Raw genomic sequence first — 25,949 nt, 5'->3', positions numbered from 1 at the left:
GCTAGATCAGTCCCTTGGCCCGCAGAGAAACATGCGTGCCGCGCCCCACTATAACGTGATCGTGGACCGTGACGTTGAGCAGCCGGCCAGCTTCCGCGATGCGGTTGGTGATCTGGATATCCGCCCGGCTGGGCTCCGGATCGCCGCTGGGGTGGTTGTGGACGAGGATAAGCGCGCTGGCCCCTACATCGAAGGCGCGGCGGATGACTTCTCGCGGGTGAATCGCAGCCTCGTCGATGGAGCCCTCGGCAGCGAGGTGGTCGTCGATCAACCGGTTTCGCGTATCGAGATAAAGCACACGGACGCGTTCGTGCTTCAATTCGCCCATGTCGATGGCGAGGTAATCGAGCAGCGCCTGCCAGCTTCCCAGCACCGGTTGCTGCTGCACCGATCCGCGCGCCATTCGCCGGGCAGTCAGCGACACCGCATGTAGGGATGCCGCACTCACTTCCCCCATTCCCTTCACCTGGGCGAGAGCGCTCGGGGCCGCATTGAGAACGCCGGAAAAGGAACCAAACCGGGCGATCAGATTCTTGGCCAGAGGCTTCGTATCGCCCTGTCTGATGCCTGCGAAGAGAAGAAATTCCAGCAGTTCGTAGTCCGCCAGCGCTTCGGCCCCGCCGCTCAGAAGGCGCGTGCGGAGGCGTGCGCGATGACCCGCCCCGGCGTGGCTTGCCGCCTTTTTCTCGACCTCCGGCAACCTTTTTCCTCCCCCAGCCGTTTCAAGGCGTTGCATTGCCTTTGTGCCGCGATGCGCGCAAGTGCGGGGTTCGATGGACGGGTCAGCAGGCCAATATGTGAGCGATAGACCGCGCTGGCGCAAGAAGCGCTGGCAGGTGCCTGCGCTCGTCGTTTCGATGCTGGTGGTGATTGCCGTACTGGTATGGATGAACCGCTTCGCCATTGCCGACGACTTCGTTGCCGACCAGCTGGAAGCATACGACCTGCCAGCGACCTACGAAATCGAGCGGGTAGGTGGGCAGACGCAGGTAATCTCCGATCTCGTAATCGGCGATCCTAACGCACCGAATTTCACGGCAGAGCGCGTTATCGTCCGCCTCAGACATCGCTTCGGGCTGCCGGAAATCGGCGAAGTAACTCTCGTAGAGCCCCGCCTCTTCGGCCGATATGTCGATGGGCGGCTCAGTTTCGGATCGCTCGACCGGGTAATCTTCCGCGACACCGGTGAACCTTCCGGGCTGCCCGATATCGACGTGGCAATCCGGGATGGTCGCGGTCTGCTGGAAACCGAATACGGTCCGATCGGCCTGAAGCTGGTGGGGCAGGGCAACATCGCAAATGGCTTCGCCGGGATTTTCGCCGCCACTGCCCCGGCGCTGGCGTTTGACGGATGCGAAGCCGCAGATTCGACGATCTTCGGAGAAGTTACTTCCCGGGCAGGAGAACCCAGTTTCACGGGTCCTTTGCGCGTGACTTCGCTGGGATGTGCCGAGAATGAGCTTTCGGTTTCCGATCTGGTGGCCGAACTCGATGTCACGGCCAGCGAGGATCTTTCGCAGCCCGAGATCGAGGCCCGGATTGCGACCGATGATGTTCGCCTGGCTACGAACAGCGCGCAATCGCTTTCGGGCACGCTCAGGGCGCAGTTGAACGGTGGATCGATGACTTCGCGGTACACCGTCGCGGCGCGCGGGGTCGAAACTCCTCAAGCGCTTGCCGCGCTGATGACGATCGAAGGAACCCTGCGCTCACGCGACAATTTTGCCCGGATCGAGCTGGAAGGCGATGTCGAAGGCAATGGCCTGCGATTGGGGCCCGTCTCCATCAATTCGATAGAAAGTCTGGCAAATTCGGGGGAGGGCACTCTCCTGAACCCGATCGCGCGCCGCATCTCTGCAGCCTTGCAGGCAGAGACGCGAGGCAGTGCGCTGGCGGCCGATTTGCTCTTCCGGCGCACGGATGAGGGCTATTCCCTATCTGTGCCGCAGGCGGAATTGACCGGCGGCAGCGGCAATCGAATTCTGTCTCTTTCCCGATTCGAAATTGCTTCCCGCGGAGAAGAACCCGCGAGGATTTTCGGCAACATTGCAACCGGAGGGCCCGATCTTCCGCGGATCAGCGGGCGCATGGAGCGCTCAGAAAACGGCAGTTCGGTATTCAGGCTCAGCATGGCGCCTTACGAAGCCGGGCGCGCGCAACTGGCCATACCAGGCATGACAATAGTACAGGGCGGTTCAGGCGCTCTCGGTTTTTCCGGCACGATTGAAGCGAGCGGTCCGCTCCCCGGCGGTGCAGTCGACCAGTTGTCCTTGCCGATAAGTGGCAGATGGGAATCGGGCGGCGATCTGGCGCTATGGCGAGAATGCACCGAGTTCGCGTTCCGCCGGTTTGCATTTGCCGAACTGAATCTGTCCGGCCCGGGTCTTACCCTGTGCCCACCGCCCGGAAAGCCCATGCTGCAATTCGGCAAGGGCGGCCTGAAATTCGCCGCAGGTGCACCGGCGCTCGACCTCAACGGCTCGCTTGGCGAAACGCCGATCCGTCTCGCGAGCGGCCCTGTGGGCTTCGCCTATCCCGGCACGCTTCGTGCGCAAAATCTGGATATCTCGCTAGGCCCCGTCGATACCGCGAGCCGCTTTCTGATTTCCGATCTTTCAGCGGAAATAGGGGACAATATCGCCGGGACGTTCAGCGATGCTGAAATCGCACTCGCAGCCGTACCGATGACGTTGGATGACACGTCCGGCAACTGGGATTACACCGACGGCACCCTTAGTATTGGCGATGCGACTTTCCGGCTCAGCGACAGGGAAGAACCGGACAGGTTCGAGCCGTTGATTGCGAGAGACGCGTCGCTTTCCCTGGTAGACAATATCATTACTGCCGCTGCCGCTTTGCGCAATCCGCAGACGGACCGGATCGTCACCTTGGCCGACATCCGCCACAATCTCGCGTCTGGCGAAGGCCATGCAGATCTGAAAGTCGAAGGCCTTGCCTTCGATGACCAGCTTCAACCCGAAGATGTCAGCGGACTTGCGCTCGGTGTCATCGCCAATGCGGAAGGTGTGATCACTGGCGAGGGCCGGATCGACTGGTCACCGAGCGGCGAAGTGACCAGCACCGGAACATTCTCCTCAGAAGACCTCGATTTCGCAGCAGCTTTCGGTCCCGTTCAGGGGGCGAGCGGAACGATCGAATTCACGGACCTGCTCGGCCTTACGACCGCACCAAACCAGCGGATCCGGGTGGCTTCGGTCAATCCCGGCGTCGAAGTGCTCGAAGGAGAGGTGGAATTCAGCCTGCAGAACGGGGAAGTATTGTCCGTGGCAGGTGGCAGCTGGCCGTTCATGGGCGGGCAGCTTATCCTGCGAGAGGTCGATCTCAACCTCGGCGTCAGCGAAGAGCGCGCCTACATCTTCGAGATTGTGGGACTGGATGCAGCTCAGTTCATCGCCCAGATGGAGCTGGAGAATATCTCCGCGACCGGCATCTTCGATGGCACCGTTCCGATCATTTTCGATGCCGCCGGAAACGGGCGAATAGAAGAGGGCGTCCTGGTGTCGCGCGAGCCCGGCGGAAATATATCCTATGTCGGAGAACTGACCTACGAAGACCTGTCGGCTATCGCCAATTTTGCCTTCGATGCGCTCCGCAGTCTCGACTATTCGCAGATGCGGGTAGTGATGAACGGTCCGCTGACGGGGGAAATCGTCACCCAGGTGCGCTTCGACGGTGTGCGGCAGGGCGAAGATGCAGAAACGAACTTCATTACCCGCCAACTCGCCAAACTGCCCATTCAGTTCCGCATCAACATCCGCGCGCAATTCTATCAGCTCATCACCTCGGTGAAGGCGATGTATGATCCGGCTTCCGTGCGCGATCCGCGCGAACTCGGCTTGCTGAGCGACGACGGCAAGCGGCTTCTCCGCCGCTCCATTACCGGTGAAGAAGTCGAACCCGAGATCGATCCGGACGACGTGATGCCCGATGAACCCACCATTCAGGACCAGGAAAGCGAGTAGCCGCTATGAGAACCCGCGAATTGACCGACCATGAGGGCCGTGCGACAACCCGCAGCATGCAGGGGATGGCAGGCATGAATGGTCTGAAGATTTCGGCGGTGGCCGGCCTGGCCTCGCTCGCGTTATCCGGTTGTGTCACCGTGGAAGCACCGACAGAACCGATCGTGATCGAGCTCAACGTCAACATACGCCAGGAAGTAATCTACCGCCTCGCAGAGGATGCGGGCAATACGATCGAAGAGAATGCGGATATTTTCTGATGGGTGATTTCATGACCAAGCGATTTACCAGGGCAGCCCTGTTCGGTGCCGCATTTGCGTTGGCCTTTGGCGGCATCATGGCGCCAGCTTCGGCCCAGCGCGATCCGGCCTATGCCTCCGCCCGTGCAGCGGGGCAGATCGGTGAAAAAATGGACGGTTACATCGGGATCGTTGGTTCCGAGACCGCCGAACTTCGCCGCATCGTCAACGACATCAACATCAAGCGCCGCGCGGTTTATTCCCAGCGTGCACAGGCAAATAATGCCACTCTGGAAGAATACGCGCTAACTGCCGGTTGCCAGGCGATACTCGCCACGTCGCCCGGCGAGAAATACCAGGCACCTGACGGTAGCTGGCAGACACGGACCAGCGCTCCGCCGATGCGCGATTCCCGTTGCCCCTGAGGGGATAGGCCATCAGCCTATTTGAAAGCCTCTCTACCGGCTGGCGTCGGAGGGAGGCTTTTTTGCAACGCAAAGGTGGCTTTTGGGCGCCGCTTCGTGTTGACTCGCTTATGGGCCCCTTCTAAGGGGGCGGCGCCCTTGGCGGGCAAGTCCCTGCGCGTGCCGCGCAACCCCCTATTAAGGAGCAAGGCATGAGCGAAGACGAGCCCGCACGGAAACCCATCGAGGAGGATGCGCGGATCGACGCGCTGGAAAAGCGGTTAAGTGCCGCCCAGCAGCGCGAAGAGCAGCGCAACCTCAAACCCGGTTCGGGGGCCGATGCGAACTATCGCAGCGGCAACCGCGTTCTGGCAGATTTGCTCGGTGGGCTTCTTGGAGGATCGGTCATCGGTTATGCCATAGGCTATTTCACCGATACCAATCCCTGGGGTCTGTTGGTTGGCCTGTTCCTCGGAATTGTGGTCGCCTTCAGGAACATTATCCGCGCGGCAAATCGAGGCCCTGAAAATTGATCCTTCACCGGGATTTCAGGGCCTTCGTTACAGGATTTAGGGACTAGACAGACGTGGCAGCCGAACAGGCCAAAGTCGATCCGATGTACCAGTTCACCATCGAACCGCTCGGCGGTTCCGGTGCGTGGGAGCTGGCCGGCTACAACATCGCCTTCACCAACAGTGCATTGTGGATGCTCATCACCACGGTGGTGCTCTTCCTCTTCGTGCTCGGCGGGATGAAGCGCGAACTGGTGCCCGGCCGCTGGCAGATGACGGTGGAGACCTTTACCGGCTTCATCGACAACATGCTCGAAGCGAACATCGGCAAGGCCGGGCGCAAATACGTGCCCTATGTCTTCAGCCTGTTCATGTTCATCCTCTTCGCAAATATTCTCGGTCTCCTGCCTCTGGGCGTGATCGGCCTCCATCCGTTCACCTTCACCAGCCACTTTACCGTGACCGGTGTGCTCGCAATCATCAGCTTCGCGATCGTGCTGATCGTGGGTTTCTGGCGCCACGGCCTGCATTTCTTCAGCCTCTTCGTACCGCACGGCACGCCGCTGCCGATGGTGCCGGTGATCGCGCCGATCGAGTTCATCTCCTTCATGGTGCGCCCGTTCAGCCTCGGCCTGCGTCTCTTCGTCGCCATGATGGCGGGACACGTCCTGCTGGAAGTGCTGTCGAGCTTTGTGATCGACGGTACCAATGCCGGCGCCGGCTTCGGCCTTCTGGTCGGCCTGCCCAGCTTCCTGCTGATGATCGGCATCTGCGCTCTGGAGCTGCTGGTGGCCGGTATCCAGGCTTACGTTTTCGCCCTTTTGACGTCGCTGTATATCAACGACGCCGAGAACCTTCACTAAGTCTTCAACCTACACGTTTTTCCCAAAGGAGTTTGTCATGGAAATGGAAGCTGCAAAGCTCATCGGCGCTGGTCTCGCTGCAATCGGTGCCGGTATGGCTGCGATCGGCGTTGGTAACGTCTTCGGTTCGTTTCTCGAAAGCGCACTGCGCAATCCGGGCGCAGCCGACGGCCAGCAGGGCCGGCTGTTCATCGGCTTCGCCGCCGCCGAACTTCTCGGCTTGCTGGCGTTTGTCGTCTCGATGATCCTGATCTTCGTCGCCTAAATATCTGAAAATCTTCAGGGTGGGGCGGCGCAATAGACGTCCCACCCTGAATGTGTTTCATCAACTAAACACCGGACTGGTCCGATGCCCCAGATAGCACAGCTCGCCGAAACATGGTCCAGCCAGGTCTTCTGGTTGCTGGTCTTCTTCGGCATTACCTTCTTCGTCATCGGTAAGGGCATGGTGCCCAAGGTGATGGATACTGTCGCCCAGCGTGACGGACAGATCGCATCCGACCTCGCCGCTGCCAAGGCCGCGCGCGACGCTGCTGATGAGCAGGAGGAAGCCTGGCGGGTCAAGGAAAATGAGAACCGCGCTGCGGCTCAGGCGATCGTTGCCAAGGCCAAGGACGAGGCCGCTGCCAAGTCCGAGAAAAAGCTGAAGGCGGCACAGACCCGCATCGACAAGAAGCTGGCCGATGCCGAGGCGCAGATCGACGAAGCTCGTACGGCTGCCTTGACAGAAGTCGAAGCCGTCGCTGCCGACGCAGCGCAAGATATCGTCAAGACGCTCGCCGGGGTGAAGGTGACCAAGCCGGTCGCAACGAAGGCGGTTAAGGAGCAGATGGCTCATGGCTAACGTCTCCCCTCCCGAAGTGCTCGCTACGGAAACTCCCGAAGCCACTGTCGAAATCGACGCAGGTGCGGGCAAGCATATCGAACCAGAGCTGTGGGGTCTCGCCCCGTTTCAGGTCGTGTCGATCGCGATGCTGGTCCTGCTGCTGTTCGCTATCTTCGGTGCCAAGGTCCACAAGACCATCGCTGGCGGTCTCGACGGCAAGATCGCCGCGATCAAGGAGCAGCTCGAAGAAGCCAAGCAGCTGCGCGCAGAAGCCCAAGCGCTGCGCAAGGAATATGCCGACAAGATCGCAGGCGCCGAGAAGGACGCCGAGGCGATGCTTGTGAACGCCCAGCACGAGGCGGACGCGATTCTCGAGAAGGCTGAGGCCGACAGCAAGGCAATGGTCGAACGCCGCAAGCGCATGGCTGAAGACAAGATTGCTGCTGCGGAGCGTGAAGCTGTCCAAGATGTGCGTAATCGCGCCGTGAGTGCTGCGACGGGTGCGAGCCGTAAGCTCATAGCCGAAAGGCATGATGCCGAAGCGGACAGGGCGCTTGCAGACAAGGTCATTGCCGGAATCTGACTTACCCATGGACGGGAAAGTGAAAGGGCGGCCCTGGAGGTCGCCCTTTTTCGTTCAAGGAATGAGAACGATTTTTCCCAGGACATCGCCTGTAGCCATAGTCTCGAAGGCTGTGCACCAATCGGATAGGGGAAGGATGCGGTCGATATGCGGCTTGATCCGCCCCTCTGTCGCCAATCGATCGATGGCATCGGCTGCGCGGCGGCCACGGCCCGGGAAGCGTCGGCTATATTCGCCGGCTCGAACGCCAACCACGCTAAAGCCCTTGATCAGCGGTATGTTGGCAGCAATTTCCGGAATTCGGCCCGAGACGAAGCCAACCACCAGCAACTTGCCGCCAAACGATACGCAGCGCGTGCTTTCGTCGAATACATCACCTCCCACCGGATCGAATACGAGGTCGCAAAGGAGGCTGTCGGTCAGTCGACCAACATCTTCGCGAAACCGGCCTGTGTTGAGGATCAGATCATGCGGCGCAGCGATCCGGCGCAAAGGTTCGACTTTATCTTTCCTGCTTGTCGCCGCGATAACCTTCGCACCGAATGCCTTTGCCAGATCGCAAGCTGCGAGTCCTACGCCGCCGCTTGCCCCGTGAACGAGCACGCATTGCCCGGCCCTCAGGCCACCTAGCTCCACCAGCGCTATATAGGCCGTAAGATAGGAGGCCCCCATCGCTGCGGCCTGCGCGAAGTCCAGGTTCCGGGGAATTGATCGAATTGCGGTGGTAGGTAGCGAAATTTGTTCGGCAAACGCTCCGGTCTTTGCACCGCCCATCACCCGGTCGCCGGGTGCAAATCCGCTGCCCGGATCCGCCTCGATCACTTCGCCTGCCATTTCCAAGCCAGATACGAACGGTAGCGCAGGCTTAAACTGATATTTGCCCCGCGTCATCAGCAGGTCGGGATAATTGAGTGATGCCGCTCGCACGCGGATCAGCACCTCTCCCGTGTTTCTTGCCAAGCTGGGCAGGTCTACCAACTCTGCGCCGGAAAGATCGTCGCTTAGCCTTGTGACCTGAAGGGCCTTCATCTCAGTCGAAGATCGACAGATCGAGCGGCTCGGACTGGCCGAACCAGATGACATGCTGGGTGTGGTCGGCAAGGTCATTGCCGCTCAGACCGTGGACGAACAGAGTCAGATCACCACGGTTCTCCGCCGCCCAAACTGCGAAAGGGCCGAAATCTTCGGGTCGCAAGCTCAGCTGGCACGATCCGCGGGGGTGGGGGCCCACCGGTTTCGTATGGAAGTGGCCGATTGGCAGACCGAATCTCTCCCGTGCCTGCTGCGCAAAATCTTTGGCCAGGGGCAGTTCGGCTTCATCGAAATAGATATGCGCGTGGAAGCCCTTGATCGCCATCGTCAGAAATTGTCCTTCGCACTGCGCAAGGCGGCGAAGGTTTCAGCCGGCGTGGATCCGCCCCAACGGTCGCGCAGATCGGCATCGTCGGCGCGCAGGAAGGGGTTGGTAGCGATTTCGCGGGAGAGCAATGTCGGCACGGTCGGCTCTCCCTTGGAGCGTTTCTTATCGATCTGAGCCGCGTATAGCCTTAGTTCGGCATTGTCGGGATCGGCATGCACAGCAAACTTCGCGTTTGCGGCGGTGTACTCGTGAGCGCAATATAGCTGCGTGTTCTCGGGCAGCCGACGGATACGATCGAGGCTGTTCCAGAACTGCTCCGGCTCTCCTTCGAACATGCGTCCGCATCCCAGCGCGAAGACACTGTCTCCGACGAAGGCAATGTCTGCCTCAGCAATATAGAAGGCAATATGACCGTTCGTGTGACCCGACACGTCGATTACCCGCGCGTCCCAGTCGCCCAGCGAAACGTGGTCGCCATTACCGACTATGCGATCGATCGGGGATAGCTTCTCGACTTCCTGCGGCGCGGTGACCTTTGCGCCGGTGGCTGCAACGATCGCCTTGTTACCCCCCGCATGATCGGGGTGCCAATGGGTGTTCCAAATGTGCGTGATGGTCCAGCCCTTCGCCTCGGCCTGGCGGAGGTACTCCTCGCCATCGGGTGTATCGATCGCGGCGGTTTCACCGCTTTCGGGATCGTGGAGGAGAAATCCGTAATTGTCGGACAGGCAGGGGAATTGATGAATTTCCAACATGGGACCCAAGTTAGGCATCCCGGCATCAATAGGAAAGGCCCGCCTGCTCCGGAGAGCAAGCGGGCCTTTCTGATTATCCCGAAACGGGTGGAAAGACCTTAGTCTTCCTTTTTCTTCAGAGCTTCGCCGAGGATGTCGCCGAGCGATGCGCCCGAATCCGACGAACCGAACTGTGCAACCGCTTCCTTCTCTTCGGCGATCTGACGCGCCTTGATCGAGAAGGTCGGCTTCTTCGAGCGGTCGAAACCGGTGACCATGGCATCGACCTTGGCACCTGGCTGGAAACGATCCGAACGCTGTTCGTCGCGGTCGCGGCCGAGGTCCGAACGCTTGATGAAGCCAGTTGCGCCGTCTTCGCCAACCTGAACCTCGAGACCGCCATCGCGGACTTCGAGAACGGTAACGGTGACGACCTGGTTCTTGCGGATATCGCTCGATGCGCCGGCTTCGGTCGGAGCACCCTTTTCGAGCTGCTTCATGCCGAGGCTGATGCGCTCCTTCTCGACGTCGACATCGAGAACGACGGCTTCGACCTGCTCACCCTTGCGGTGCAGGGCGAGAGCGTCTTCACCCGAGATGCCCCATGCGATGTCCGACATGTGGACCATGCCGTCGACATCGCCCGGAAGGCCGATGAAGAGACCGAATTCGGTGGCGTTCTTGACTTCGCCTTCGACCTTCGCACCAACGGGATGCGCTTCGGCGAACTCTTCCCACGGATTGCGCTGGGCCTGCTTGAGGCCGAGCGAAATGCGGCGCTTTTCGCTGTCCACTTCGAGAACCATGACTTCGACTTCCTGCGAGGTCGACACGATCTTGCCCGGGTGAACGTTCTTCTTGGTCCAGCTCATTTCCGAAACGTGGACCAGGCCTTCGATGCCCGGCTCGATTTCGACGAATGCGCCGTATTCGGTGATGTTGGTGACGGTACCCGTCATCTTCATGCCGACCGGATACTTGGCGGCAACGCCGTCCCACGGATCCGATTCCAGCTGCTTCATGCCGAGGCTGATGCGCTGGGTGTCTTCGTTGATGCGGATGATCTGGACGGTCACGGTCTGGCCGATCTCGATCATTTCGCTCGGGTGGTTGACGCGCTTGTAGCTCATGTCGGTGACATGGAGCAGGCCGTCGATACCGCCGAGGTCGACGAAGGCCCCGTAATCGGTGATGTTCTTGACGACGCCGTCGATCACCTGGTTTTCTGCCAGCTGGTCGATCAGTTCGCTGCGCTGCTCGGCACGGGTCTCTTCGAGAACCGCACGGCGCGAAACGACGATGTTACCGCGGCGGCGGTCCATCTTGAGGATCTGGAAGGGCTGGGCCATGTCCATCAGCGGGGTGACGTCGCGCACGGGGCGGATGTCGACCTGCGAACCGGGCAGGAAGGCCACGGCACCGTCGAGGTCGACGGTGAAGCCGCCCTTGACGCGGCCGAAGATGCGGCCTTCGACGCGCTTGCCTTCGCCGAACTCGCTTTCAAGCTTGTCCCAGGCAGCTTCGCGGCGTGCGCGGTCGCGGCTGAGCATTGCTTCGCCGTCGGCGTTCTCGATACGGTCGACGAAGACTTCAACTTCCGAGCCTACTTCGAGGCCGTGCTCGTCTTCGCCGCGCATGAATTCCTTGAGGTCGACGCGACCTTCGCTCTTCAGGCCGACATCGATGTGCGCCATGCCGTTTTCGATGGAAGTGACGGTGCCCTTGACGACGCGGCCTTCGAAGCCGCCATCATCGGCGCTGCCAAGCTGCTCGTCGAGCATCGCGGCGAAATCGTCGCGAGTGGGTGTGGCTGAGGTTGCCATAAACTGAGTAGTCCTAACGTTCGTTTTGCTACCGGCCGCCGGTTTACCGGGGTCTTTACCCGTCTCCGGACACGATTGTCCGGGCCAACGGGGCAAGAGGGCCGTGTTCTCCGCGAGGCCGGATGCCGCCGCGAAGGTCCATCGAATCCTGAAGTTTCGTGAACGGGCGCGCGCCTAGGTCAATACGCGCTGAAAAGCAAGTAAAATGGGCAGGGAGTTCAGGGCCGGAAAGTGGACCGGCCACCGTCGTTTTCAAACCCGTGACTTTTCGCTGGAACCGCGGTTTTCCGCAGGCCGAGGCCCTTATGGTGAGCAGGCCGCGTGACTTTTCAGATGCCCAGTTTCCGGGCATCGTTTGGATTGGTGAATCCGGCATGGGTGCGAGAATGCCGATGTTGGTCGATGTAGGAAAGCGCGTGACATGCACCCGCTCGGGCCGCGCCGAGATTACCCCTGTTCGCCGGCAGAACGAACATGTTCAACGGCTTCGATGGCCGCCGCGATCGCCTCTTCCTTGCCCAGTGCACTTGTGTCGATCACCATTGCATCGGCGGCAGGAACCAGGGGGGCAACCTTTCGATTTCTGTCCCGATCGTCCCGGCGGCGCAGGTCTTCGGCGATTTCCGCGAGCGTTACCGCCGCGCCGCGCTCGCGCATTTCGTGGAAGCGCCGCTGCGCGCGCGCTTCCACGCTGGCGGTGATGAAGAGTTTTGCCTGCGCCTCGGGTACGATCACGGTGCCGATATCCCGCCCGTCGAGAACTGCGCCGCCTGGCTGCGTGGCAAAGCTTCTCTGGCGGTCATAGAGCGCCTGCCTCACGGCGGGGTGGACGGACACTCGGCTTGCGAGTCCGCCGGTTTTTTCGCTGCGCAAATGCGGATCGTTCAGCAGGGTGTCGGGAAAGCTCGTCGCTGCAAGTGCGTCACCGCTGTTGTCCGGATCGCGGCCGTCCAGGAAGACCTGCCGCCCGACAGCCCTGTACAGCAGGCCGGTATCGAGGTGAGGCAGTCCGAAATGCTCGGCAAGTGCCTTGGCAATCGTGCCTTTGCCCGAAGCGGTCGGGCCGTCGACGGCAATGATCATGCCTCGCGCTCCTGCCCCTTGCGGCCGGTTCGTATCGCCTTGATCAGGCCGTAGATAGCGATAGCGGCCCAGAACCCTTCGAGTACGAGGCTGGGCCAGTTGGTGTGCACCAGTAGCGATACGGTCAGCAAGGCCGCCCCGGCCAGATTGGTGCCGTGAAGGACGAAGGGGTTCGGCTTATCCTTGAGGGTGAGATAGGCATAGGCGCCAATGATGCAGGCGGTCCCGAAAAAACCCACCACGCTGGCCCAGTCTAGGCCGGTCACGATGCAGCTTCCGTCAGAAGATTCATGAAATTCGGGAAGCTCGTCCCGATCGGTTCGGTGCTGTCGATCTCGACCCCGTTTTCGCTGGCGAGACCTGCAACGGCCATGCTCATCGCGATGCGGTGATCGAGGTGGGTGACTATGGTGCCGCCTCCGGACAAGGGCCGGCCTCCGCTTCCCTCGATGACAAGTCCGTCTCCCTTTTCTTCGACCTGCGCCCCTGCCGATTTCAGGGCGATGGCCATTGCAGAGAGTCGGTCGCTTTCCTTCACCCGCAGTTCTTCAAGCCCGCTGGTCACGGTCGTGCCCTCTGCGAAGGCTGCAGCAACGAAGAGGACAGGAAACTCGTCGATCATGCTGGGTGCGATCGCGGGATCGACCTCGATGCCGCTCAAAGGCGCGTGGCGGACATGGAGATCCGCGACAGGTTCCCCGCCGACTTCGCGCTGTTCCAGATATTCGATATTCGCTCCCATCTCCCGCAAGGCGCGATAGATCCCATTGCGGGTTGGATTGAGGCCGACGTTTTCGATGACGAGATCGCTTTCCGGAACGATACTGGCGGCGACTGCGAAGAAGGCGGCCGAGGACGGATCACCCGGCACGACGATGTCGTTCGGGCGCAGATCGCAGGGGCCATGAACGCTAATTGCGCGTTCTCCGTCCCGATCTTCAACCTGCACATCGACACCGAAGCTGCGCAGCATTCGTTCGGTATGGTCGCGCGTAGGCACGGGCTCGATCACTGTGGTGATGCCGGGCGTGTTGAGCGCCGCCAGCAGGACGGCGCTTTTCACCTGCGCACTGGCGACCGGGAGGCGGTAAGTGATGGGAACCGCCGGTTGCATGCCTTCCATTGCGAGCGGCAGCGTACCACCGGGGGAAGGAGTGAAGCTGGCGCCCATAGTGGACAGCGGATCGATCACGCGGCCCATCGGGCGTCTGGAAAGGCTCGCGTCTCCAATAAAGGTTGCGGGGATGCCGTGGCTGGCCAGCAGGCCCATCAGCAGGCGGGTGGAAGTTCCCGAATTGCCCATGTCGAGCGCCTGTTCGGGCTGAAGCAACGTACCGACACCGACACCGTCGACGATCCAGTCCTGGCCATCTTTCTCGATAACCGCGCCCATCGAACGCAAGGCCGAAGCCGTGGCCAGGACATCTTCGCCCTCGAGCAGGCCCGAAATCCGGCTGCGACCAACCGCCAGCGCGCCGAACATCAGCGCACGGTGGCTGATCGACTTGTCTCCCGGCACGCGTATGCGTCCGGTCAAAGGGCCTGCGGGCATGAAGCGGTGGGAGGTCACGAATGCGTATCCATAATGATGGCGGCGCTTTGACAGTGCACATACGTTCTGGCAAGGCGCGCGCGCTGTTGATTCCTGCCCAGCAGGTACCCATCAATACAATTACGAATTCACGGCCCCTGCGCACACGGCGAGGGGCGGCAAAGCCAAGGATTACACATGGTCAAACCTGAATGGGGCACCAAGCGCACCTGCCCGAACTGCGGCACCCGCTTCTACGATCTGAACAAGGAAACTCCCGTCACCTGCATCGAATGCGGTGAAGAGTGGACGCCGGAACCGGTGCTCAAGTCGAAGCAGCCGATCCTCGCCGAGGAAGTGAAGAAGGATAAGAAGGTCGAAGCCGACAGCGATCTGTCCGGCGACGACGATGACGATCTGGACATCGATATCGACGAAGACGACGATTCGCCCGACAATGAAGTCGATCTTGGCGGCGACGACGATCTGGGCGTCGAAACGAAATCCAAGGGCGATGACGACGACGTCGACGAAAGCTGATTTTGCTGTTGCATTGCGGCGAGGCGCCTTATATTGGGCGCCTCCCGCAAGGGCGATGCACCTCCCAGGATGCGTCGGTTCGAAAATGGCTTGGGGCCTTAGCTCAGCTGGGAGAGCGCTACAATGGCATTGTAGAGGTCAGCGGTTCGATCCCGCTAGGCTCCACCATTTTCCCGGTTTTGACGGTAGCAGGCCGTGGCTCAGGCCGAGACTTGCTTCCACCACACCCGGGCAAGAGTTTGGGTTTCATAGGGGTCTGACCCCACGCTGGCCGACGAGTTCTCGTCCGCCGGCGTTTTTCGTGTTTATTCGGACCTGACCGGGTTCGGAAGGAGTAGAGCAGGCATGTTCGACAATCTGTCCGACCGGCTCGGCAATGTCTTCGACAAGCTGAAGGGCCGCGGTTCGCTGTCCGAAGCTGACGTGCGCGAAGCCATGCGCGAGGTGCGCATCGCACTGCTCGAGGCCGATGTCGCGCTGCCCGTCGTGCGCCGCTTTATCGATGCGGTCACCGAAAAGGCGATCGGTTCGGAAGTCCTCAAATCGGTCACCCCCGGCCAGCAGGTCGTCAAGATCGTCAATGACGAGTTGGTCGAAATGCTCGGCGGCGATGGCGAGGATGCCGAACCGCGCGAACTGAACCTCAACGCCAAGCCGCCGGTCGTCATCATGATGGTCGGCCTTCAGGGCTCTGGTAAGACGACCACGACCGCCAAACTCGGCAAGCTGCTGCGCGAAAAGCACGGCAAGAAGGCCATGATGGCCTCGCTCGACGTCAACCGTCCTGCGGCGCAGGAACAGCTCAAGGTGCTTGGCGAACAGGTGGACGTGGCCACGCTGCCGATCGTTGCCGGCCAGCAGCCGGTCGATATCGCGCGCCGCGCAATGGAAAGCGCGAAGCTGCAGGCTGCCGATGTGCTCTTGCTCGATACCGCGGGCCGCCTCCACGTCGACGAAGCGCTGATGGCCGAGATGAAGGCTATTGCCAGCGTCTCCACGCCGGTTGAAGTGCTGCTGGTGGTCGACAGCCTTACCGGCCAGGACGCGGTCAACGTGGCGCAGAGCTTTACCGGCGAAGTGCCGCTGACCGGCGTGGTCCTGACCCGCATGGATGGCGATGCACGCGGCGGTGCAGCCCTGTCGATGCGCTATGTCACGGGCAAGCCGGTCAAGTTCGCCGGTACGGGCGAAAAGCTCGACGCGATCGAGGCATTCGACCCCAAGCGCGTCGCCAGCCGGATTCTCGGCATGGGCGATGTCGTGTCGCTGGTGGAAAAGGCCGCGACCGCGATCAAGGAAGAAGAGGCCGAAGCGCTCGCCAGGAAAATGGCGAAGGGCGAATTCGACCTGGACGATTTGCGTATGCAGCTACGTCAGATGCAGAGCATGGGCGGTCTTGGCGCGCTTGCCGGCATGATGCCGGGCATGAAGAAGGCGAAGGCTGCGATGCAGCAGTCGGGCATGGACGACAAGGTCCTCGTCCACATGGATGCGATCATCGGCTCGATGACTGCGAAAGAGCGGAAGCTGCCCAAGCTGCTGAATGCCAAGCGCAAGAAGCGCGTGGCCGCAGGTTCGGGCACGCAGGTCCAGGACGTGAACAAGGTGCTCAAGATGCATCAGGAAATGTCCAAGGCCATGAAGCAGATCAAGAAGATGGGCGGGCTCAAGGGCCTCGGCGCGCTGTTCGGGAAAGGCGGCATGGGTGCCGCTATGCCGGGCCTCGGCGGCGCCGGTGGGGGCCTTCCGGGTCTTGGCGGCGGAGGCGGCAAGGGCCCCTCGGTCGACCCCGACACGCTCCCGCCCGAACTGCGTGACATGTTGAACAAGAAATAATCTGATTATCGATATTTACATTCGAAAGGTGAAGTAAAATGGCAGTTGCAATTCGTCTGTCGCGCGGTGGCGCGAAGAAGCGTCCCTACTATCGTATCGTCGTGTCGGACTCGCGCAGTTCGCGTGACGGCAAGTATCTGGAACAGATCGGTACCTACAATCCGATGCTGCCGAAGGATTCGGGCGAGCGCGTGAAGCTCAACGAGGACCGTGCGCGTCACTGGCTGAGCGTCGGCGCGCAGCCTTCCGACCGGGTCCTGCGCTTCCTCGATGCTGCCGGCATCGTCGAGCGTGCAGCGCGCAACAACCCCAAGAAGGGCGAACCGGGCGAAGCGGCTAAGGAACGCGCAGAAGAAAAGGCCACCAAGGCCGCTGAAGCCGAAGAAGCCGCCAAGGCTGCCGAGGAAGAAGCAAAGACCGCTGCCGAAGCTCCGGCTGAAGAGGCTGCTGCAGAAGAAGCTCCCGCCGAGGAAGCTGCTGCTGAAGAAGCTCCGGCCGAAGAAGCAACCGAAGATAAGGGCGAGTAATCTCTCCCATGCAGGACAAACCCGTCACGCTGGCCGCCATTGCAGGTGCGCATGGCGTGGCGGGCGAAGTCCGTCTGAAGCTGTTCGGCGAGGGGCTGGAAGGCCTCAGGCCGCACAAGAGCTTCAACGAGGGCACCCTGACGCTCTCTAAGGTTCGCAGCGACAACAAGGGCGGGGCCGTTGCGCGTTTTGCCGAGGTGGCGGACCGAACGGCAGCCGAGTCCCTGCGAGGCACAGCGCTGACTGTCCCTCGCTCCGCGCTACCCGCGCTGGAGGAAGGGGAATTCTATCATTCCGACCTGCTGGGTCTTCCGGCGATGACCGATACCGGGGATGAGGTGGGCCGTGTCTGCGCGGTCGAAAACTTCGGCGCGACCGACATTGTCGAGATCGAAAAGCCCGACGGCAAGAAGTTCATGGTCCCCCTGACCGAACAGGCGGTTCGTTCCTGGGATGACGAAAAGCTTACTCTGAATCCCGATTTCCTCGAATAGGAACATCGCGTCCGCGCGTTCCGTTGGTCCTGTATGACCTATGGAAGAAAATCGCTCGTCTTTGCCCTTGTCCTGGGTTTGGCCGCTTGCGGCGAGAACCCAGATGAGACCTCAACTGATCAAAATAGAACCCCGGCCTCGGACGAAACCGGCAGTCAGACCGATGAAATCGGCCAACCTGCTGACCCAGATGGTGAGATTACCATCGAAGGTCGCATCGCCAAAGGTGTCGAGTGCCCCATCATCCGGACTCCGGACGGAGATACCTATGCCATCGCCATGGGCGAGGCAGACTTCGGGCCCGGGGACTATGTCCGTATGACGGGTCCGCTCGCAGATATGAGCTTCTGCCAGCAGGGCGACGACACGATCGAGCCACGTCGCATCGAATCGATAGAGCCGCCGGCAAGGGACCGCGATCCAGCGCGCGCAGGGGGCATAAAACTGACAGAAGATTATCTGACAGGGGCTTGGGTCGCCAAGGGAGTGGACGCGGACTGCGATACACCGGACTTTTCGGTTAGCCGAAGCCCCGGGACATTGGTGATGGAAGCGGATATCGACGGGCATGATCCCAACGCCGCAATCGTTCTCGGTGATTACCCGAGGCTCGATCTGGATGAGCCTATGTCGGATCTGCCGATGGAAAGCAGGGGACCCGATGGAGTAGCAATCCTGCGCCCGGCTACAGATGCAGCCTATGATCCGATCAGGATCGGTTCTGCAGAGATCACCGGCGACGGCGTGGTCTTCGTCAAATGTCGCGGCTAACGCCGGAGCGGTCGCTTTTCCGCCAGATGGTTGCGAATTGTCGTGGCAGCAACGCCTGCCTGACCCATGGCGTGACTGATCTGGTCGAGCCCGATTACGACATCGCCGGCCGCGAAAAGTCCCGGAATATCGGTTTCGAGGTGATCGTCGACGAGAATGCAGCCATCTTCGCTGACCGCAGCGCCGCAGGATTTGGCAAGGCCGGACCGGATAACAGATCCAAGAGCAGGATAGACGGAGTTGAACACCATCCGTCCTTCAGCGGTATCGAACGCGATACGTCCGTTATCGATGGCGTAATCGCCGCAGGGTCCGGCAACGCGAGCGATACTCGCGTCGTCCAGCGCGGCTTCGCATTGCTCCGACAGGTCGTGATCGCCGTCTGGTGACACCAGCGTGATGTCGCTTGTATAGGTGCGGATGAACTGGGCTTCGGCGGCGCCGTGGTCGCCAGTGCCGATCACGGCGACCTTCTTGTCGGTCACCTCATAGCCATCGCAAACGGGACAGTAACGGATGAGACCGCGTGACAACGCCTCCTCATGCAGCCGATCGTCGATATCCTTCGGACGGTTGTTGACCACACCGGTGGCGAGCAGAACGGTTCGTGCGCGATAGCTCTCATCGCCGCAGGTCACGGTAAAGCACTCGTCGGGCTTGGAGAGGTCGGTGACGCGTTTCGGTTCCCGCAAAGCACCGTAATTCGCTGCCTGATCGCGCATCCGGTCGAGCAGTTCGTTGCCGTTGATCCCTTCGGGAAAGCCTGCGTGGTTGTGGCTGGTGGGAATCCAGCTAGCGCGGCTCGTTCCGCAATCGAACATGCGAATGTCGAGGTAATAGCGGGCGAGGTAGATCGCCGCAGTCAGACCCGCTGGTCCGGCGCCGATGATGATGCAATCGTCGATGTTGTCAGTCATTGGCGTGAGAACGCACGGGATGGCCAAGCGTTGCCAGCGCGATTATGGCGCGCCGATGACATTCGCCGCGACCATCCTGACGCTCTATCCGGAAATGTTTCCCGGGCCGCTCGGCATCTCACTTGCAGGCCGTGCACTCGAGCGGGGCGATTGGACCTGCGAAACCGTTCAGATCCGCGACTTCGCCACCGACCGGCACCGTACGGTCGATGATACTCCTGCTGGTGGCGGCGCGGGCATGGTGCTCAAACCCGATGTGATCGGATCGGCGATAGAAAGCGTGGGCGAGGGCAGGCCGGTCCTTGCCATGACGCCGCGGGGAAAGCCGATTACGCAGGCTCGGATCCGCGAAATTGCCGGGGGTCCCGGCGTCGCGATCCTGTGTGGCCGGTTCGAGGGATTCGACGAGCGGATTTTCGAACGCTATCCGCAGATCGAACAGGTCAGCCTTGCCGACATCGTCCTGTCGGGCGGAGAGCCTGCCGCCCTGGCGATTCTCGATGCTTGCATTCGGCTGCTTCCCGGAGTAATGGGCGCGCCCGATAGCGGAGTCGAAGAGTCGTACGAAAACGGCCTCATCGAGTATCCGCAATATACCCGACCTCAGCAATGGGAAGGGCGCACGATCCCTGAAGTGCTGCGATCGGGGGATCATGCGAAGATCGCTGCTTGGCGCAAGGCAAGGAGCGAAGAAGACACACGGTTACGCAGGCCGGACCTTTGGGAACGCTATAGTGGCGTTCGGGACCAGTCTGCCTCTGGCGCGCGGCATGAAGAACCAGGAAGACCAGGCAAATGAACCTGATCCAGCAGCTCGAAGCCGAAGCAATTGAAAACCTCGGCAAGGACATTCCCGATTTCCGCGCAGGCGATACCGTCCGCGTCGGCGTGAAGGTTGTTGAAGGCACCCGCGAGCGTGTCCAGAATTTCGAAGGCGTCGTCATTGCCCGCTCGAACCGCGGCATGGGCAGCAACTTCACCGTCCGCAAGCTTTCGTTCGGCGAAGGCGTGGAACGCGTGTTCCCGCTGTATTCGCCGATCGTCGACAACATTACCGTGGTCCGCCGCGGTATCGTGCGTCGTGCGAAGCTTTACTACTTGCGCGGCCGCACCGGCAAGCGCGCGCGTATCGCGGAACGCCGCGACAATGCGCCCAAGGCGTAAGCCTTGCTTCAGCGAACAAGGAAAGGGCGGTCCTGCGGGGCCGCCTTTTTTCTTTGGGTAACTGAAAAAATCAGGGCAGTGCTCCTGAAAGCACCGCCCCAAAGGACCCCGAAAAATAAGGGCGGTGCTCCTGAAAGCACCGCCCTTGTCACGTGGGGATCATGATGAGCCGAAATTGGCCCGGTCTTGATGCCGCCGGGAGCCTGTGAGCCGGAAATGGCACCCGGTGACAAGCCAGCTTCTGACAGCTGCGCATTAAGAGAATTTAAGGAAGCGCGCTTAACCCGAAATTAGGCATAGAAAATCGTCCAGGGCTTCGCGCACTTGCATTCCTGCGAGGGCGTTGCGAGGGGGTTGGTATACGAAGGATATTCGGGAGATAACATGAGGTCGCTCAGTTTCGCCGCAGCGCTTGCGCTTGGTACATGTCTTGCCGCACCGGCTTTCGCCGACCAGCACACCAACTCGCAGGAGACCGCTATGGACCTCACCTTCGAGCGCGTCTTTGCCTCGCCCAGTCTTGATGGGCCTAGCCCGCGGCAAGCAAAGCTCTCGCCCGACGGTCGCTACCTCACGGTATTGCGCAATCGCGAGGATGACCGTTCGCGCTACGATCTCTGGGCTTTCGACCGCGAAAGCGGAGAGTGGTCGATGCTGGTCGACAGCGAGCAAGTCGGTTCGGGCCGCGAACTGTCCGAAGAAGAAAAAATGCAGCGTGAACGCGCGCGCGTGGGCGATCTTACAGGCATCATCAGTTACGAATGGACTTCGAATGGGGAAGCCATCCTCGTGCCACTCGACGGGGATCTCTATCTGGCCGGCTTGGATGGCACGGTATCCCGCCTGACGGATACCGAAGAAAGCGAGCTCAATCCGACGCTCAGTCCGGACGGAAATTTCCTCAGCTTCGTCCGGGACCGCCAGCTTTGGGTTGGGAAGGTAGCGGGAGAGGCCGCCCCGATAACTCCGCAGGAAGGCGAAGCGGTGCGCTGGGGTGAAGCCGAATTCGTCGCGCAGGAAGAAATGGGCCGCAGCACCGGCTATTGGTGGAGCCCCGATGAAAACCGCATCGCGGTGGAAAGATTCGATGAAAGCGGCGTTGGCATCGTTACCCGCGCGGCGATCGGTGCGACCGGTACCGAAGTCTTCGACCAGCGTTATCCGGTTGCAGGCAGCCCCAATGCCGTGGTCGAGCTCTTCGTCATGGATCCTGATGGAGGAAACAGGGTGAAGGTCGATCTGGGTGATAACCCAGACATCTACCTCGCCCGGGTCGACTGGGCTGGTGACGAACTCTACGTGCAGCGGCAGAACCGCGAACAGACAGTTCTCGACGTTCTAAGGGTCGATCCAGCTACCGGGGAGAGCGAGGTTGTCTTCACCGAACAGGCGGCGACCGAGGATTACTGGATCAACCTCTCGGACAATTACAAATGGCTCGACGATGGCAGCCTGATCTGGTGGTCGGAGCGTGATGGATACGGCCATCTCTACCGGTTCAACGATGGCGATTGGACGCAGCTAACCGATGGCGAATGGGTCGTGACCAAGCTCGTTGGCGTAGATCAGCAAGCGGGCCGGATATTCTTCACCGGGACGAAGGACGATGTGCTCGCACAGCAGGTATACTCGCTCGATCTGACCGGACCGGGCGAGCCTGCCCTGTTGACCGATCCGGCTTACACTCATTCCGCCAGCATGGACGGAAAGGGTCAGACCCTCCTCATTTCGCGCTCCAATGATGATACGCCCGCGCAAAATTATATCGCCGATGCTGCGGGTCAGCGTCTTGCATGGATAGAGGAAAACGCGCTCAACGCGGATCATCCGTACGCGCCTTTCCTCGCCAGCCATCGCCCGACCCAATACGGAACGATCCCTGCCGAGGACGGCACTCCGCTTCATTGGGAGATGGTCACGCCCGAGATGGAGCCGGGCAAACGCTATCCGGTCTATTTCTATCATTATAGCGGGCCCGGACCACAGATCGTCAACAAGGGCTGGAACGGCGCGCTGCGCCAGGCAATCGTCGACAAGGGCTATATCTGGTTCGCGCTCGACAATCGCGGCAGTGCCAATCGCGGCGTGGCCTTCGAGCAACCGATCTACCGCGCCATGGGTAGCGTCGAAGTTCGGGATCAGAAGGCGGGCGCAGAATATCTCAAGACGCTCGATTTCGTCGATCCGGAGAAGATCGCCATCGATGGGTGGTCCTACGGCGGCTACATGACGCTGAAACAGCTCCAGGCAGATCCGGGTCTCTATGCGGCCGGCATTTCCGGAGCGCCGGTGACTCGCTGGGAGCTCTACGACACCCATTACACCGAGCGTTACATGGGCACACCGCAAGGCGATGCGGAAGCCTACGAGGCGGCCTCGGCCATTCCGGATGCAACGAAGATCTCCGACCCCCTGCTGCTCATCCACGGCATGGCCGACGACAATGTGGTGTTCGAGAATGCTACAGAAGTCATCTCGGTTATGCAGGAAGGCAATGTGCCATTCGAGATGATGCTTTACCCCGGCTATACGCATCGCGTCTCGGGCGAGCAGATTTCGCCGCACCGCTACAACACGGTATTTCGCTTTCTCGAGCATCATGGCGTAACCCCGCCCGAGTAAGGATTTACCGACCGCAATCGAATGTGCGCTTGCGGGCGCGCGGCCAATCGCTATCTCGGCGGCACAGCGATCTTGGAGAAATGAATTGGGTTATCGAGTTGCCGTGGTCGGCGCGACCGGAAATGTCGGACGCGAAATCATGCAGGTGCTTGCAGAGCGGGAGTTTCCCTGCGACGAAGTGGCCGCGGTCGCAAGCTCGCGCTCGCATGGTTCGGAGGTCGAATTCGGCGACACCGGGAAGATGCTCAAGTGCAAGAACATCGAGCATTTCGACTGGTCCGGCTGGGACATAGCCCTGTTCGCTGCGGGTAGCGGGCCGGCAAAGGAATACGTCCCCAAAGCCGCCGCTGCCGGCTGCGTGGTGATCGACAATAGCTCTCTTTTCCGGATGGACCCGGACGTGCCGTTGATCGTGCCCGAAGTGAACCCCGACGCGATCCACGACTACAAGAAGCGCAACATCATCGCCAATCCCAACTGCTCGACCGCGCAGCTCGTAGTCGCGCTCAAGCCGCTGCACGATGCGGCCACGATCAAGCGGGTAATCGTCTCGACCTACCAGTCGGTTTCAGGCGCGGGCAAGGCGGGCATGGATGAACTGTTCCAGCAGAGCCGGGCTATCTTCGTCGGCGATCCGGTGGTGCCGGAGAAATTCACCAAGCAGATCGCGTTCAACGTCATTCCGCATATCGATGTCTTCATGGACGATGGCTCGACCAAGGAAGAGTGGAAGATGATGGTTGAGACGAAGAAAATCCTCGATCCCAAGATCAAGCTCAATGCCACCTGCGTGCGGGTGCCGGTATTCGTCGGCCACTCCGAAAGCGTGAATATCGAATTCGAGAACGAGCTTTCGGCCGAGCAGGCGCAGGAAATCCTGCGCGAAGCACCCGGTATCATGCTGATCGACAAGCGGGAGGACGAGGGATACGTCACCCCGGTCGAAAGCGCGGGTGACAGCGCCACCTATATCAGCCGCGTGCGCGATGATCCGACAGTCGATAATGGCATTTCGCTTTGGTGCGTGTCCGACAATTTGCGCAAGGGTGCGGCGCTGAATGCCGTACAGATCGCGGAACTGCTGGGGCGTGAATGCCTTAAGAAGGGATGATCCGCAAAAGCCTTGCTCTCGCTTCTCTTCTCGTTGTGGCCGCTTGCGGTTCGGACGCGGAGGAATCTCCATCCGATTCGGCGACCGCAGCCGAACAGGGAAATGACGCGGTTGTCTCCTCGGCAAAAGTCGTGGTGGACGCCAACGGGCTTGCAATCGGAAGGGGGCAATCCCGCGAAATGCCTCGGTTCGGAACGCCGCGCGGTGAAGTCGATGCGCTTCTGACCACCGCATTCGGGGCCGAGCCCGAGAAGTTCGCGAATAGCGAATGCGGTGCCGGCCCGACCGATTTTTCCCGGGCCGGTCCGCTGCAGGTGGCCTATCAGGACAATCGCTTCGTAGGCTGGTTCGTGGGCGAGGGCGAAGGTGTGGTGACGGCGGACGGTGTGCAGACCGGCGCGACGATAGCGGAATTGCGCGATGAGCGACCGGTACAGGTCATCGCCGACAGCACGCTGGAGGGCGAGTTCCAGTATCAAAGCGCGGACTACGGGATGATAACCGGCTTCTTCAAAGGGAGCGAGCCGGACGGCACGATCACGGCGCTCGCAGCCGGTGTAACCTGCTTCTTCCGCTGAGTGAGCTGCCGGGTATAAGGGCGCTATGACCCTGACCGCAGAACTCTATTTCAGTTTCCGATCGCCCTATAGCTATCTCTCTGTCGGTCGATACCGGACGATGACGGACGAATTCGATCTAAGTATCGCGCTTAGACCGGTTTATCCGCTGGCGATCCGGCAGCCCGATTTCTTCGAACGGAACCATCCGAACTGGCTCGGCTACACAATGCGCGATATGATGCGCGTGGCACAGTTTCACGGTATTCCGTTCGGTGCCCCGAGGCCCGATCCGATCATACAGGACATGGTGACCCGGCAAATTGCCGAGGACCAGCCCAACATCCGCCGCGTAACTCGGATGGGACAGGCGGCCGCGCGGCGCGGCGCGGGTCTCGTCTTTGCCGCAGAGGCGGGTCGCATGATCTGGGGCGGACAGGAAAACTGGCATGAGGCCGGGCATCTGGAGCGGGCCATCGAGGCGGCCGGACTAGGTGTCGAAGAAATCATTGCCGAGGTGGAGGGGGAGGGACAGGCGCTCGATGCCGAGATTGCCGGCAATCAGGATGCTCTCGAGAAGGCCGGCCATTGGGGCGTGCCTACTCTTGTCTTCGACGGCGAACCCTTCTTCGGGCAGGACCGCATAGAGATGGCCAGGTGGCGTATGGAGCAAAAGGGATTGCAGAAGCGATGAGAATGGAAACCTTCGAAAGTTTCGATGGCACGCGACTCGCTCTTCACCGGACAGGGGAGGGCAGGCCGCTGTTGCTACTTCACGGCCTGTTCTCGAGCGCGGAAATGAACTGGATCAAATGGGGGCATGCGCAGATCATAGCCGAACGTGGCTATGAAGTGCTGATGCTCGACTTTCGTGTGCACGGTGAGAGCGCTGCGCCACGCGATGAGGATGCCTATCCGGAGAATGTGCTCGTGAGAGATGTGGCCTCGTTGGCAGAGCATCTCGCGCTTGAAGACTACGATCTTGGCGGCTTCTCGCTGGGTGCACGCACCTCGCTCCATGCCGTTGCCAATGGCGTGCTTCACCCGTCACGACTGATTGTCGGCGGCATGGGCACTGCAGGTCTTGGCGAATGGGTAAAACGCGCGGCCTATTTCAAGCGGGTGATTGACGAGTTCGAGAATATTCCGCGGGGCGATCCGGCCTATTTTTCGATGCAGTTCCTGAAGTCGCAAGGCGTGGATCGCGTAGCTGCGCGATTGCTGCTGGACACCATGACGGACCTCGAGCTCGCTAAACTGGCCAATGTAACCATGCCGACGCTCGTGGTTTGCGGCGATGAGGACCATGATAACGGATCTGCGGAAGACCTCGCAGGATTGCTGCCGGATGCGACATACGTGAAAGTGCCGGGCACACACATGGGCAGCGTCACGAAGCCCGAACTTGGCCAAGCCATGGCGGATTGGCTGGGTAATCCCGCTTGATTCACCGCCCTTGCAGGTGCAAC

Annotated in this window: 29 protein-coding genes and 1 tRNA gene; 21 read left to right on the top strand and 9 right to left on the bottom strand. The window is 60.7% G+C overall.

Annotated features, from left to right (window positions below; genetic code table 11):
• Position 1: 1 nt before the first annotated feature.
• Positions 2–736, bottom strand: coding sequence for a RadC family protein (gene radC, locus GRI69_RS00585; protein WP_237452875.1), 735 nt, complete (start codon positions 734–736; stop codon positions 2–4).
• A 61-nt stretch (positions 737–797) separates the two neighbouring features.
• Here radC and GRI69_RS00580 point away from each other — a divergent pair, with 61 nt between their 5' ends.
• From GRI69_RS00580 to GRI69_RS00545, 8 genes are all read left to right on the top strand, one after another.
• Positions 798–3,983 (top strand): intermembrane phospholipid transport YdbH family protein, encoded by a 3,186-nt coding sequence (locus tag GRI69_RS00580; RefSeq protein ID WP_337191001.1) that lies wholly within the window; start codon positions 798–800, stop codon positions 3,981–3,983.
• A 5-nt stretch (positions 3,984–3,988) separates the two neighbouring features.
• Positions 3,989–4,243 (top strand): YnbE family lipoprotein, encoded by a 255-nt coding sequence (locus tag GRI69_RS00575; RefSeq protein ID WP_237452874.1) that lies wholly within the window; start codon positions 3,989–3,991, stop codon positions 4,241–4,243.
• Positions 4,244–4,254: 11 nt separating this feature from the next.
• Positions 4,255–4,647 carry a YdbL family probable chaperone protein gene (locus GRI69_RS00570; RefSeq protein ID WP_160726985.1) on the top strand — a complete coding sequence of 131 codons (393 nt, stop codon included), beginning with the start codon at positions 4,255–4,257 and terminating at the stop codon, positions 4,645–4,647.
• 191 nt (positions 4,648–4,838) lie between these two features.
• On the top strand, positions 4,839–5,159 hold the full coding sequence (locus tag GRI69_RS00565) for an AtpZ/AtpI family protein (protein WP_160726389.1): 321 nt from the start codon (positions 4,839–4,841) through the stop codon (positions 5,157–5,159).
• A gap of 53 nt (positions 5,160–5,212) precedes the next feature.
• Complete coding sequence (locus GRI69_RS00560) at positions 5,213–6,001, top strand: F0F1 ATP synthase subunit A (protein WP_337191000.1); 789 nt, start codon at positions 5,213–5,215, stop codon at positions 5,999–6,001.
• A 37-nt stretch (positions 6,002–6,038) separates the two neighbouring features.
• The gene (locus tag GRI69_RS00555) at positions 6,039–6,266 is read left to right on the top strand and encodes a F0F1 ATP synthase subunit C (protein ID WP_160726388.1); all 228 of its coding nucleotides are present in this window, start codon (positions 6,039–6,041) and stop codon (positions 6,264–6,266) included.
• Between the two features lie 84 nt (positions 6,267–6,350).
• Entirely contained in the window at positions 6,351–6,845 is a 495-nt protein-coding gene (locus tag GRI69_RS00550) for a F0F1 ATP synthase subunit B family protein (RefSeq protein ID WP_160726387.1), read from the top strand.
• The gene (locus tag GRI69_RS00545; RefSeq protein WP_160726386.1) at positions 6,838–7,410 is read left to right on the top strand and encodes a F0F1 ATP synthase subunit B family protein; all 573 of its coding nucleotides are present in this window, start codon (positions 6,838–6,840) and stop codon (positions 7,408–7,410) included. The genes GRI69_RS00550 and GRI69_RS00545 overlap by 8 nt, the downstream gene beginning before the upstream one ends.
• A 54-nt stretch (positions 7,411–7,464) precedes the next feature.
• Here the strand turns inward: GRI69_RS00545 and GRI69_RS00540 are convergent, their stop codons facing one another.
• From GRI69_RS00540 to aroA, 7 genes are all read right to left on the bottom strand, one after another.
• Positions 7,465–8,439, bottom strand: coding sequence for an NADPH:quinone oxidoreductase family protein (locus GRI69_RS00540; RefSeq protein ID WP_160726385.1), 975 nt, complete (start codon positions 8,437–8,439; stop codon positions 7,465–7,467).
• Between the two features lies 1 nt (position 8,440).
• A complete protein-coding gene (locus tag GRI69_RS00535) occupies positions 8,441–8,767 on the bottom strand; it encodes a DOPA 4,5-dioxygenase family protein (RefSeq protein ID WP_160726384.1) in 327 nt (108 codons plus the stop codon).
• 2 nt (positions 8,768–8,769) lie between these two features.
• Positions 8,770–9,525: a hydroxyacylglutathione hydrolase gene (gloB, locus tag GRI69_RS00530; protein WP_160726383.1), complete on the bottom strand. Its 756-nt coding sequence runs from the start codon at positions 9,523–9,525 to the stop codon at positions 8,770–8,772.
• A gap of 98 nt (positions 9,526–9,623) precedes the next feature.
• A complete protein-coding gene (gene rpsA / locus GRI69_RS00525) occupies positions 9,624–11,327 on the bottom strand; it encodes a 30S ribosomal protein S1 (RefSeq protein ID WP_160726382.1) in 1,704 nt (567 codons plus the stop codon).
• A gap of 447 nt (positions 11,328–11,774) precedes the next feature.
• The gene (locus tag GRI69_RS00520) at positions 11,775–12,410 is read right to left on the bottom strand and encodes a (d)CMP kinase (RefSeq protein ID WP_160726381.1); all 636 of its coding nucleotides are present in this window, start codon (positions 12,408–12,410) and stop codon (positions 11,775–11,777) included.
• Positions 12,407–12,679: a CBU_0592 family membrane protein gene (locus tag GRI69_RS00515; RefSeq protein WP_160726983.1), complete on the bottom strand. Its 273-nt coding sequence runs from the start codon at positions 12,677–12,679 to the stop codon at positions 12,407–12,409. Before GRI69_RS00515 ends, GRI69_RS00520 begins: the two co-directional genes overlap by 4 nt.
• A complete protein-coding gene (aroA, locus tag GRI69_RS00510) occupies positions 12,673–13,962 on the bottom strand; it encodes a 3-phosphoshikimate 1-carboxyvinyltransferase (protein ID WP_160726982.1) in 1,290 nt (429 codons plus the stop codon). Before aroA ends, GRI69_RS00515 begins: the two co-directional genes overlap by 7 nt.
• A gap of 177 nt (positions 13,963–14,139) precedes the next feature.
• Between aroA and GRI69_RS00505 the strand changes: the two genes are divergently transcribed.
• The 6 genes from GRI69_RS00505 to GRI69_RS00480 all read left to right on the top strand — a co-directional run bounded on the left by GRI69_RS00505 (position 14,140) and on the right by GRI69_RS00480 (position 18,109).
• Complete coding sequence (locus GRI69_RS00505; protein ID WP_160726380.1) at positions 14,140–14,481, top strand: FYDLN acid domain-containing protein; 342 nt, start codon at positions 14,140–14,142, stop codon at positions 14,479–14,481.
• A 92-nt stretch (positions 14,482–14,573) separates the two neighbouring features.
• Positions 14,574–14,649, top strand: a tRNA-Ala gene (locus GRI69_RS00500).
• Between the two features lie 177 nt (positions 14,650–14,826).
• Positions 14,827–16,317 carry a signal recognition particle protein gene (gene ffh, locus GRI69_RS00495; RefSeq protein ID WP_160726379.1) on the top strand — a complete coding sequence of 497 codons (1,491 nt, stop codon included), beginning with the start codon at positions 14,827–14,829 and terminating at the stop codon, positions 16,315–16,317.
• A gap of 38 nt (positions 16,318–16,355) precedes the next feature.
• The gene (rpsP, locus tag GRI69_RS00490) at positions 16,356–16,844 is read left to right on the top strand and encodes a 30S ribosomal protein S16 (protein ID WP_160726378.1); all 489 of its coding nucleotides are present in this window, start codon (positions 16,356–16,358) and stop codon (positions 16,842–16,844) included.
• An 8-nt stretch (positions 16,845–16,852) separates the two neighbouring features.
• Entirely contained in the window at positions 16,853–17,338 is a 486-nt protein-coding gene (rimM, locus tag GRI69_RS00485) for a ribosome maturation factor RimM (RefSeq protein WP_160726377.1), read from the top strand.
• Positions 17,339–17,371: 33 nt separating this feature from the next.
• Positions 17,372–18,109, top strand: coding sequence for a DUF5818 domain-containing protein (locus tag GRI69_RS00480; protein WP_160726376.1), 738 nt, complete (start codon positions 17,372–17,374; stop codon positions 18,107–18,109).
• On the opposite strand, the gene GRI69_RS00475 is transcribed toward GRI69_RS00480, so the two are convergent.
• Positions 18,106–19,026, bottom strand: coding sequence for an NAD(P)/FAD-dependent oxidoreductase (locus GRI69_RS00475; protein WP_160726375.1), 921 nt, complete (start codon positions 19,024–19,026; stop codon positions 18,106–18,108). The two genes, GRI69_RS00480 and GRI69_RS00475, sit on opposite strands and share 4 nt — an antisense overlap.
• 55 nt (positions 19,027–19,081) lie before the next feature.
• Here GRI69_RS00475 and trmD point away from each other — a divergent pair, with 55 nt between their 5' ends.
• The 7 genes from trmD (at position 19,082) to GRI69_RS00440 (ending at position 25,926) form a co-directional block, all read left to right on the top strand.
• Positions 19,082–19,825, top strand: coding sequence for a tRNA (guanosine(37)-N1)-methyltransferase TrmD (trmD, locus tag GRI69_RS00470; RefSeq protein WP_160726981.1), 744 nt, complete (start codon positions 19,082–19,084; stop codon positions 19,823–19,825).
• Positions 19,822–20,190, top strand: coding sequence for a 50S ribosomal protein L19 (gene rplS, locus GRI69_RS00465; RefSeq protein ID WP_160726374.1), 369 nt, complete (start codon positions 19,822–19,824; stop codon positions 20,188–20,190). The genes trmD and rplS overlap by 4 nt, the downstream gene beginning before the upstream one ends.
• Before the next feature lie 384 nt (positions 20,191–20,574).
• A complete protein-coding gene (locus GRI69_RS00460; RefSeq protein ID WP_160726373.1) occupies positions 20,575–22,812 on the top strand; it encodes a S9 family peptidase in 2,238 nt (745 codons plus the stop codon).
• A gap of 85 nt (positions 22,813–22,897) precedes the next feature.
• Entirely contained in the window at positions 22,898–23,923 is a 1,026-nt protein-coding gene (locus GRI69_RS00455; protein WP_160726372.1) for an aspartate-semialdehyde dehydrogenase, read from the top strand.
• A complete protein-coding gene (locus tag GRI69_RS00450) occupies positions 23,920–24,501 on the top strand; it encodes a hypothetical protein (protein WP_160726371.1) in 582 nt (193 codons plus the stop codon). The genes GRI69_RS00455 and GRI69_RS00450 overlap by 4 nt, the downstream gene beginning before the upstream one ends.
• A gap of 25 nt (positions 24,502–24,526) precedes the next feature.
• Positions 24,527–25,174, top strand: coding sequence for a 2-hydroxychromene-2-carboxylate isomerase (locus tag GRI69_RS00445; protein ID WP_160726370.1), 648 nt, complete (start codon positions 24,527–24,529; stop codon positions 25,172–25,174).
• On the top strand, positions 25,171–25,926 hold the full coding sequence (locus tag GRI69_RS00440; RefSeq protein ID WP_160726369.1) for an alpha/beta fold hydrolase: 756 nt from the start codon (positions 25,171–25,173) through the stop codon (positions 25,924–25,926). Before GRI69_RS00445 ends, GRI69_RS00440 begins: the two co-directional genes overlap by 4 nt.
• Positions 25,927–25,949 lie beyond the last annotated feature (23 nt).

The sequence above is a fragment of the Qipengyuania vulgaris genome, assembly GCF_009827325.1.
Classification (GTDB): domain Bacteria; phylum Pseudomonadota; class Alphaproteobacteria; order Sphingomonadales; family Sphingomonadaceae; genus Qipengyuania; species Qipengyuania vulgaris.
The sequence above is the reverse complement of the archived record's forward strand: the minus strand, read 5'-3'. Positions and strand labels throughout refer to the sequence as shown.